Source organism: Microcoleus sp. S28C3 (assembly GCF_036700785.1).
GTDB lineage: Bacteria > Cyanobacteriota > Cyanobacteriia > Cyanobacteriales > Microcoleaceae > Microcoleus > Microcoleus asticus.
The window spans coordinates 52,311-60,776 of the sequence record NZ_JAUBPO010000038.1; the positions used below are offsets into that span (position 1 = coordinate 52,311).

The following is an 8,466-nucleotide window of genomic DNA, read 5'->3' on the forward strand; positions in this document are numbered from 1 at the left end:
GTTGGAGAAATCCCGTGAGCAACGTAAATGTAGGTTTAAGCTGTCGGCACTGTCGATATTACGAGCAGCACGGGCACAGGGGCGGAAACTGCCAGATGCTCGGCGTGGCGGTACATGGTGGCTGGAAAGCTTGCCCCTTATTGGTTCCGCCCTTTGCACCCTCTTGGGAATACCCAGCAGAAGCGGGTAGATCCCCAAAGTCTCAAATGTTGCAGGGAGCAACTATTTTACAGGCAATACCCCCACCTTGAAGTAACTGCTAAGTAGGTAGGCGGATATATGCTGTGTCATCGTTAAGTTTATTCATACTCACCTACTTGGTGGCAGTCAACAGGTGCGAGATATCGCATCTGTTGGCAGTGAGAAGAAAGAAATCAGGAGAAACAGAAAAGCAAGGGCGACGATCGCACTTGCTTGTGAACCTATTGACGAGTCGATGAGAACATTTAATTAACGCACATTCGATCCAAATTATTTATTGTCTAGAAAACTGTGAATTTGCTCAAATATCGCACTGCCAGCAAAGATTTTTTTTGCACCGCATTCCTACCATCTAAATAAGCAACCGTAAACCATTAACAGTTAATATCCTTTTTTTATATTTCGTAGTGCCACACCTCAGAAGGTTGCAGAATAATCCGGTGGAGCGGCAGACGATTAATCAAGCCTTGCTGCTCAAAATTACCGAGGGTGCGAGTGACAGTTACGCGACTTGTACCGAGGATTTCTGCAATGTCCTGATGCGTTAAAATCATATCGATCAGAAGTCCTCGCTCTACCTCGGAACCAAACCTCTTAGCCAGCCAAGTTAAGAGTTGATAGAGCATAAAATCAACTCTTTTGTAACCTCGCATTACCATAAAATCTTCAGCCTGCTGAATGTGACTGAGCAAAATATCTCTATTTAGCCAGCGATCGCCACATAGTAAAATTGCTTCGACTTTAGTGAGGCATTCAATTTGAAAAGGATCGCATTTTGATATCGGTTTGCCGATCGTATCACCAGGCCCCCACAATCCCAAGGTGATAATTGTGCCATCTTCAAGCCACGTTACAGTTCGCACTACTCCTGTTTCAATTCGCCACAGAGCATTGCTTCTGTTGGGCAAGTGCGAACGGCGAGAAAATATATGTCGGCTCGTTTCATCAAAAGTTTTAGTGGAAAGAGAAGCAATAGTCATAGCCAGTTACTGAAAGAATAAAAGTTAGTTTGTCCAATGACAACAGGATAGTGTGGCTGGCAAAATCTATATAAATTAAAGCTTTACTAGATTCCTGCACCGTCTAAAAAGTCTGTAATGAATAAATTAGAAGACATAAATAATTTATGTTTCTCGGCTTCTTTTTGCTCGGATTCAGTTGCTTTGAGCGGAGAGAGTTGAGATTTTAAAAAATCAACCTGGTCTTCTAAATCCTTAATCCGATCGAACAAAGCTCGAATCGCTTGAGCTTCCAAATCCGGTATGTCTTGAGAATTTTGAGCATCTTCCACCTGCTTTTTCCGAGGGATGATGCGACCGGGAATTCCTACAACTGTGCAATCGCTAGGGACATCCCGCAGCACTACCGAACCCGCACCAATCCGAACATTATTGCCAATTTGAATATTGCCTAAAACTTTAGCGCCGGCTCCCACGACTACATTTTCTCCCAGCGTTGGATGCCGTTTTCCTATTTCTTTACCCGTGCCGCCAATGGTCGCTCCTTGATAAATTACAGCATAATCTCCAACGATCGCAGTTTCGCCAATTACCACCCCCATGCCGTGGTCGATAAACACCCCACTACCAATTTTTGCTCCTGGGTGGATCTCAATACCTGTTAAAAAGCGGCTCAGTTGGGAAATCAAGCGCGGTACAAACGGCAAGCCAGCGGAATAAAGCCAGTTTGCTATCCGGTGCAAAAAAAGTGCTTGCAGTCCGGGATAGCAAAATAATACTTCCAGCCAGTTGCGCGCCGCGGGGTCGCGTTCGTAAATAATTTGCAAGTCACTGAACATATTTAGTCTCGCCGTGTTTGGGTTATACAGTATCGGCAGTGCCAAGGGTTTAAGCTGCATAAAGCAGTATTGGTTTTGGCATTATTACACATAATACTATAATCCGACCGAATTACAGTAGTTAATGGGAAAAAATTTTTTCTTCCCCAGCCCTTTCTAAGCTGCCTCCGATATTTTCCGCGAAACAAACTGTACAGCTTGTCTGACTTCTTGCCGCAGCGGAATCTCGATCGAGAATTCCGTCCCCAATCCCGGTGTCGAATCGCAGCGCAGCGCACCCTTGTGCTTTTCTACGACAATTTTATAGCTGATTGACAGTCCCAATCCCGTCCCTTTTCCGGCAGGTTTAGTCGTAAAGAACGGGTCGAACAGCAGTTTTTTGACATTTTCTGCCATACCGGGGCCGTTGTCAGATATCCGCACAATTATTTTATCGGGGCTCGAATATTCTGTGGTTATGGCGATCGCGATCGGATTGGCTTTGGCTGCTTTGGGCCCGCGATCGAGGTTGTAACTCTCAAGGGCGTCGATCGCATTAGCCAGAATATTCATAAACACCTGATTTAATTGTCCGGCATAGCACTCTACTAAAGGTAAATTGCTGTAGTTTTTAACAATCTCGATCGCGGGGCGGTGGGCTGTAGCTTTCAGGCGACTTTGCAGAATTAGCAGAGTGCTGTCAATGCCTTCATGGATGTTGACAGGTTTCATTTCGCTTTCATCTAAGCGAGAGAAATTACGCAAAGATTTGACAATTTGAACAATGCGATCTGCTCCTATTTTCATCGATGACAGCAGTTGCGGCAAATCTTTGCTGAGAAAGTCAAAGTCAATATTTTCTAAATACTTTGAAATTTCCGCTGGAGGGTATGAATAGTGTTTTTGGTAGAGTTTTACCAACTCCAACAAATCCCTACTATATGCGCTGGCGTGTTGAATATTGCCGTAAATAAAACTAATAGGATTGTTAACTTCGTGGGCGACACCAGCAACTAATAAACCCAAACTAGACATTTTTTCCTGCTGAATCAGTTGAGTTTGAGTTTGCTGCAATTCTTGCAACGTTTGCTCTAGCTGTTGAGATTTAGCCGTGCGTTCTGCTGCTACCTTTTCAAGTTTATCGGTATAAGTCAACAAGCTAATTAGATAAAGTGTCACAGCCAAGCTTAAGATAATCCCTAATATTAAAACAGTCAAAGAACGCCAAAATCTTAGAGGATTAATGTACTCTGGCGTCAGCCGCAGTTGCAGCAGCCACCTGCGATTTTCAATATTGAGAATGCGGGTGCAACTGCTGCCGTCCGGGCAGTAAGCTCTTTCCCCAATATAGAGTTGATTTTTAATGTTTTCGTCAGTAACTATTCTTTTAGTCTTCGCTTCGTAAAAAGCGAGAAATCTTTCGGCTTCAGGAGCCATAGGATCTTGAAGATACACGTTAACAAAGTTAAGTTGAGTTTCCTGTAAAGCCGATTTAACAATAGCATCAATGAGCAAAATTCCCATAGTAAAACCTTTCAAATTTTCTGGTTTGCTCGCAGGTAAATTTTGCGGTAAGGCTGCGGTATCGCCAGGAGACGTTTGACTAAAAATTGGCAGAAAGACGAAGAAGCTTGGGGAATTTTGTGAGGGCAATTTTTGGCGGTCAGTCGCGATAATTTCTTGTCTTTTTGTGGCGTTTTCTAACGCTACCCGATTGGCAGTTAAATCTAAACTTAAATCTATTTCCTCTGTCAGGAATTGCGGAGAGTCAGAAACACGGGGCAGCCAAGCGATCGCCTTCAGGCTCGGATGGCGGTAGAGGGCAGGACCAACAAATGTCTTCATTTCTGGTTGTTTAACGCCGTCAAATACGCTGTAAAAGGCTCCAGCAGCACGAATTATTTCTAAATTGCCGCTAACATCTCTCTGAATGTCTGTAGCTATTTTGTCCAGCCGGTCTTGCAGTTCGGCTTGCATGGATTTGTATTCCCAATTGTACGCAACTGAAGAGGCGATCGCAGAAAGTCCCAATCCTGCAAAAAGTGTTAATCCTGCCTGGATGTAACGGCGATAAGTAAGTAAAGTGCTAGTTGCTAAATTGAACAATTTGTTAGCATTCATATTCTTCGCTGACCTTTTTTTATGGTTCCAACTCAAAATTTCAGGAGGAAGCTTTTTCCCCTTCCCAGGCAGAGCCTGGGAATGAATTTCAGGAGGATCTGCCTCCGATTTAGAGCCACGAGACAGCATTACCAGGCACGTGCCTGGTAACGATGTGGGAGCAGTGTTTTGTAAAAGCTCCCCGATAGTATTTTGAGTAAGATGCAGCCGCTGATTTAAATTGAATAAGCAGGAAAAGTCATCGCGTGTTTGGGCTTGACGTAAACCTGCTGATCTGGCGTTAACTGTAGAGAATCGAAGCGCTCGCGACTCACGTAAGCTGTTACTACCTGCTCCGATTCTAATAGTAATTCGGTTTGAATTTCCCGCCCTAAATGAATGATGCGGCTGACTGTTGCTAATGCAAAACCAGACTGTGGCTTAGTTTGAATTTCCACATCGTGGGGGCGCAAAAACACTAAATCAGAATGGGCGGCTCCATTATTGTGAGCCGTTGAACCGTTGCTGGCGAACAAACCCGCAGCATTCGGCAGCACATTGACAGGCCCAATAAAACTCATCACAAAAGCTGATGCCGGTTTGTCGTAAATTTCAGCAGGAGTGCCAACTTGTTCGACTTTACCTTTGTTCATCACCACAATTTCATCGGCTACTTCCATAGCTTCTTCTTGGTCGTGAGTCACAAAAACTGTGGTGATGTTAACTTCTTTGTGAAGGTTGTGCAGCCACGATCGCAATTCTTTGCGGACTTTAGCATCTAATGCTCCAAAAGGTTCGTCTAGCAGCAGCACTTTGGGTTGAACTGCTAGAGCTCTCGCCAAAGCCACCCGCTGCCGCTGGCCCCCGGAAAGTTGCGAAGGATAGCGATCGCCCAAACCTGTCAACTGCACTAAATTCAAAAGTTCCTCAACCCGCCTGCTAATCGCGCCTTTAGGAACTTTGCGAATTTCCATCGCAAAAGCAATATTTTTCCGAATACTCATGTGTTTGAATAAAGCGTAGTGCTGAAACACAAAACCGATATGGCGTTCCTGCACCGACTGATGAGTAGCATTTTCACCGGTCAGGTAAATCTGACCGCTGTCCGGCGGTTCTAGCCCCGCGATCATCCTCAGCAGAGTCGATTTCCCGGAACCGGAAGGCCCCAACAGCGCCACTAAAGAACCCTTTTTAATTTCCAAATTCACGTTGTCAATGGCGTGAAAGGAGCCAAAGTGTTTAGATACGTTCTGAATTGTAATGCTCATGAGTCTATTTACTTATTTTAGGAGTTAAAAAAGCAAACTCCACTTATCTGACAGATTTACAGTAGTATATCCTGAAAATAAATAATATTCTGCAAGGTCTGTAACTTTTTGTATTTTATTTCGAGGCTCTCCTGATGGGGACTGCGTTTCAAAGTTGAGGCTGGCGGGCCGGAAGAGTTAACCCGCGAGCGTTTCCAGATGTGGCTGTAGCGGTAAATGCGATAAATGCGATCGTCAGTCAATTGGGGAAAAATTAAATGTCCTCGCCCGCAGTATGCAGGTTAAATGCCCAACAGCTTAGCAGCAATGGCTGTTTTGCGGTAGTCTGCTGGCCTGACGATTCCCCGACTACCGACAATTCGCCAGTCCCGGCAATATTGAAGATTTCACGTAGGAATTGCTCAATCTGAGGTGCGATCGCACACAATTTAGATCACAATAGTTAATTCAGAAGCCAGCCAGCTTCACCTTTGAGAAACTGACAGAATAGTAAATTCTAACCAGAACACCACTATGGGAAAACCAACAGGCTTTATCGAATTCTTGCGCGAATTGCCCTCCGAACTCTCACCAGTCGAGAGAGTCCACAACTGGGACGAATTTCACCTGCCGATGGATGAGGACAAACTCCGCACCCAAGGCGCGCGCTGCATGGATTGCGGCATTCCGTTTTGCCACACGGGCACAATTATCAGCGGCATGGCAAGCGGCTGCCCGATTAACAACCTCATCCCCGAATGGAACGACCTAGTATATCGCGGACTCTGGAAAGAAGCCCTTGACAGACTCCACAAAACCAACAACTTCCCCGAATTCACCGGCCGCGTCTGTCCCGCACCCTGCGAAGGCGCTTGCGTGCTCGGCATCAACAACCCGCCTGTCACGATTAAAAACATCGAAGCCGCAATTATCGACAAAGGCTGGGATGAAGGCTGGATTACTGCGGAACCGCCAGCCAAACGCACCGGCAAAAAAATCGCCGTTATCGGTTCCGGGCCCGCCGGTTTGTCCGCTGCCGCGCAACTAAATAAAGCCGGTCATTGGGTAACTGTATACGAAAGAGCCGATCGACCAGGCGGCCTGCTAATGTATGGCATCCCCAACATGAAGCTAGACAAAGAACAAGTCGTGATGCGCCGCCTGAAAGTCCTCGAAGACGAAGGCGTGACATTCGTCTGCAACACCGAAGTCGGCAAAGACTTACCAGCCGAACAACTGCTAAAAGAATACGACTCCGTTGTCCTCTGTACCGGCGCCACCAAACCCCGCGACTTGGGCATCCCCGGCCGGGAATTAAAAGGCATCCACTTCGCAATGGACTTCCTGACAGCCAACACCAAAGCAGTTTTAGACAAGAGCACCAACGATAACTTCATTTCCGCCGAAGGCAAAGATATCGCGATCATCGGCGGCGGCGACACCGGCACCGACTGCGTGGGCACCTCCATCCGCCACGGCTGCAAAAGTCTGGTACAGCTAGAAATCCTGCCCAAACCGCCCTCGGAACGGGCGGCCAACAATCCCTGGCCCGAATGGCCGAAAGTCTACCGCCTCGACTACGGCCAAGAAGAAGCCGCAGCCAAATTCGGCGACGACCCCCGCGGCTATCTCACCACGGCGACAAAGTTCGAGGGCGACGAAAACGGCAATGTCAAAGCTGTGCACACCGTCGAGGTGGAGTGGGCGAAAAACGAGAAAGGGCAGTTTATTCCGAACCACATCCCGGGCACCGAAAAAGTGTTGCCCGCACAGCTTGTCTTGCTAGCGATGGGCTTCCTCGGCCCGGAACAGCCTTTGCTGGATGCGCTGGGATTGGAACGCGACGCCCGCAGCAACGTGAAAGCCGAGCACGAAAAATATACAACCAGCATTCCGGGAGTTTTCGCGGCTGGGGACTGTCGCCGGGGACAAAGTTTGGTTGTTTGGGCGATTAATGAAGGGCGCGGCGTGGCCCGGGAGTGCGACCTTTATCTGATGGGGAGCACTGATTTGCCTTAGTCCTTGGGTAGGGGCGGGTTTATTAGATTGTTGGTTTCTCACCTAAATGGTTGGTGAAACCCGCCCCTACGATGGGCTGTAGGGGCGGGTTTTACCAACAATATTTGATGCTCACAAACCATCTAGATAAACCCGCCCCCACCCAACCAATAACCCAGATTAACCTGATGTTCGATCGCATAAAAAAAATGTAGATTCGGATTTACCGTTGGGCGGGGCGGGTTTATTATATTGTTTTTTTTAGGCATAGATGGTTGGTGAAACCCGCCCCTACAAATCGATCGACATAATATTACACGACGATCGACTGCATATAAAATTTGCCATTCCATTCGATCGCCAGCGGACTAGATTCATTAATTTTGACTGAATTATGAGGATACAATTCATCTTTTCCCCACAACACAGGATTATTAACAATATATTCACGAATGGCAACTAATTATTCTTCATTGCGGATGATATGTTCGTAATAACCCCGCTGCCACACCGATATGCCTGTCAAATATCGCATTTGGTTAATTCGCCGCGCCGAAGATGTTTTTAAACCCCGCACAATTTCCGACAAAGGATGGATTGTTGATTTTCTGTGCCCAAATTTATCGGATTCTGTATAATTTATTTCTGGGCTGCCTTTCAAAACAATAATTCCATGAACGTGATTTGGCATCACAATAAAATCGTCTAATGCTACGTTTTTGTAACGTTTGGGAAGAAGGCTCCAATTGAATAAAACAGTTTTACCATAGGGACTCAATTGCATTTTATCATTAATAACTTCCCCGAATAGACATTCGCGCTGCCAACTGCAAATAGTGATAAAATACGAGCCTGGAGTCCTATAATCCTATCCTGGCAGGCGAATTGAGCGGCGGTGGTGTTTGTTAGGATCGTATTTCATAATTTTGTCCCCATAAAACAGTTGTTCGTTGGGCGGCGGCGGGTTTATTAGATTGTTGATTTCTGACATAAATGGTTGGTGAAACCCGCCCCTACGATGGCCTGTAGGGGCGGGTTTTACCAACAATATTTGATGCTCACAAACAATAGACCTCTTGCGAAAGTGCGATCGTTCTAGGTAAAATAAAAGAAAAAATGAGCTTAATAATATGAATTACGAAC

General features: G+C 46.2%; 8 protein-coding genes. 2 read left to right on the forward strand and 6 right to left on the reverse strand.

What is annotated here, in order from left to right; all coding sequences use genetic code 11:
- Positions 1-14 precede the first annotated feature (14 nt).
- Positions 15-251 (forward strand): hypothetical protein, encoded by a 237-nt coding sequence (locus QUA13_RS13720; RefSeq protein WP_333199227.1) that lies wholly within the window; start codon positions 15-17, stop codon positions 249-251.
- 345 nt (positions 252-596) lie between these two features.
- On the opposite strand, the gene QUA13_RS13725 is transcribed toward QUA13_RS13720, so the two are convergent.
- From QUA13_RS13725 to QUA13_RS13740, 4 genes are all read right to left on the reverse strand, one after another.
- Complete coding sequence (locus QUA13_RS13725) at positions 597-1,181, reverse strand: Crp/Fnr family transcriptional regulator (RefSeq protein WP_333199229.1); 585 nt, start codon at positions 1,179-1,181, stop codon at positions 597-599.
- 86 nt (positions 1,182-1,267) lie between these two features.
- On the reverse strand, positions 1,268-1,999 hold the full coding sequence (cysE, locus tag QUA13_RS13730) for a serine O-acetyltransferase (protein WP_445242712.1): 732 nt from the start codon (positions 1,997-1,999) through the stop codon (positions 1,268-1,270).
- Positions 2,000-2,155: 156 nt separating this feature from the next.
- A complete protein-coding gene (locus QUA13_RS13735) occupies positions 2,156-4,099 on the reverse strand; it encodes an ATP-binding protein (RefSeq protein ID WP_333199233.1) in 1,944 nt (647 codons plus the stop codon).
- Positions 4,100-4,314: 215 nt separating this feature from the next.
- Complete coding sequence (locus QUA13_RS13740; RefSeq protein WP_333199236.1) at positions 4,315-5,346, reverse strand: sulfate/molybdate ABC transporter ATP-binding protein; 1,032 nt, start codon at positions 5,344-5,346, stop codon at positions 4,315-4,317.
- 513 nt (positions 5,347-5,859) lie between these two features.
- Between QUA13_RS13740 and gltD the strand changes: the two genes are divergently transcribed.
- Positions 5,860-7,344, forward strand: coding sequence for a glutamate synthase small subunit (gene gltD / locus QUA13_RS13745; RefSeq protein ID WP_333167206.1), 1,485 nt, complete (start codon positions 5,860-5,862; stop codon positions 7,342-7,344).
- Between the two features lie 442 nt (positions 7,345-7,786).
- On the opposite strand, the gene QUA13_RS13750 is transcribed toward gltD, so the two are convergent.
- Both QUA13_RS13750 and QUA13_RS13755 read right to left on the reverse strand, forming a co-directional pair.
- Complete coding sequence (locus QUA13_RS13750; protein WP_333199238.1) at positions 7,787-8,107, reverse strand: transposase; 321 nt, start codon at positions 8,105-8,107, stop codon at positions 7,787-7,789.
- Between the two features lie 84 nt (positions 8,108-8,191).
- Complete coding sequence (locus tag QUA13_RS13755; protein ID WP_333199241.1) at positions 8,192-8,314, reverse strand: hypothetical protein; 123 nt, start codon at positions 8,312-8,314, stop codon at positions 8,192-8,194.
- Positions 8,315-8,466 lie beyond the last annotated feature (152 nt).